Origin of the sequence: Kribbella hippodromi, from assembly GCF_039531045.1 — a bacterium.
GTDB classification, from domain to species: Bacteria; Actinomycetota; Actinomycetes; order Propionibacteriales; family Kribbellaceae; genus Kribbella; species Kribbella hippodromi.
On sequence record NZ_BAAAPH010000058.1, the window covers coordinates 1 to 1272 of the forward strand.

Annotated in this window: 1 protein-coding gene; it reads right to left on the bottom strand. The window is 67.8% G+C overall.

The genetic code is table 11. From position 1 onward, the window contains the following. Position 1: 1 nt before the first annotated feature. A complete protein-coding gene (locus ABD260_RS37465; protein WP_344241738.1) occupies positions 2 to 1222 on the bottom strand; it encodes an IS30 family transposase in 1221 nt (406 codons plus the stop codon). Positions 1223 to 1272 lie beyond the last annotated feature (50 nt).

Genomic DNA, 1272 nt, shown 5'->3' on the forward strand with positions numbered 1-1272 from the left:
TTCACGCGGTGGTTGCAACACCGGGTGGATTTGCTTGGTTGGACAGTAGCTTGTCGAGGGCTTCGGCGGGGGTGCGCCAGTGGAGGCGTTTGCGGGGCCGGTTGTTGAGTTCAGCGGCGACTTTGTCGAGGTAGCCAGGTCCCCACTTCGACAGGTCGGTGCCTTTGGGGAAGTACTGGCGCAGCAGCCCGTTGGTGTTCTCGTTGGTGCCGCGCTGCCAGGGTGAGTGCGGGTCGCAGAAGTAGATGTCCAGCCCGGTCACGTCGGCGATCCGGACGTGGTTGGACATCTCGCTGCCCTGGTCCCAGGTCAGGGTCCGGCGCAGTTGCTCGGGCAGTTCTGTCATCTTGTGGATCATCGCCTCGGCGACGGTGTCGGCGGTGTGGTCGCCGCGCAGGTGCAGCAGGAGGGTGAACCCGGTGGCCCGCTCGACCAGGGTCCCGATCGCCGAGCCGGAAGCGGTCGATCCCAAGATCAGGTCGCCTTCCCAGTCGCCGGGCACCGCCCGGTCCTCGACCTGTTTGGGGCGCTCGGCGATGTTGACCATGCCCGGGATCCGTCCCCGCCGTTCCCCCTCGGCACGACGCGGTTTCCGCAGCGCCCGGCCGGTGCGAAGATGCTTGACCAGTTCGCGTTTCAGCGCGCCGCGGCCCTGCACGTACAGCGCCTGGTAGATGGTCTCGTGTGACACCCACATCTCCGGATCGTCGGGGAAGTCCTCGCGCAGCCGGCCCGCGATCTGCTCAGGACTGTGATTCTCCTCCAACCGGGCCTGGACCTCACGCCGCAGCGCCAGGTTCGTTGCCAGCCTCGCATCCCTGGGCCGCCTGGCCCGCTCATCGGCGTCGGCCTGGGCCATGGACGCCCGGTACGGCAGCCGATGCCGGTCGCCGGGTGCACGCTGATGCTTGACCCGGCGCAGCTCGCGGCTGATCGTGCTCGGAGCACGACCCAGCTGCCGCGCGATCTCCCGCACCCCGCTGTTCGCGGCTGACAGCAGCCCGATCTCTTCACGCTCAGCGAAACTCAACGATCGCGTCCGCCGCCCCGCCGCCAGCTGTGGCATCACCCCACCACGCTCACCGACCCACCGATGCCCCTTGTTACGCGACACGCCGACCGCCGCCGCGGCCTCCTCAACCCCCAGCCCCGCACGCACCTCGTTCCAAAACCTGTACTCCAACTCCACCGGCAACCGAGGACGACCAACACGAGCACCCATCACAACACCCCTTCAACCGACAGGTGTTGCAATCACCCCCTGAACCCGCC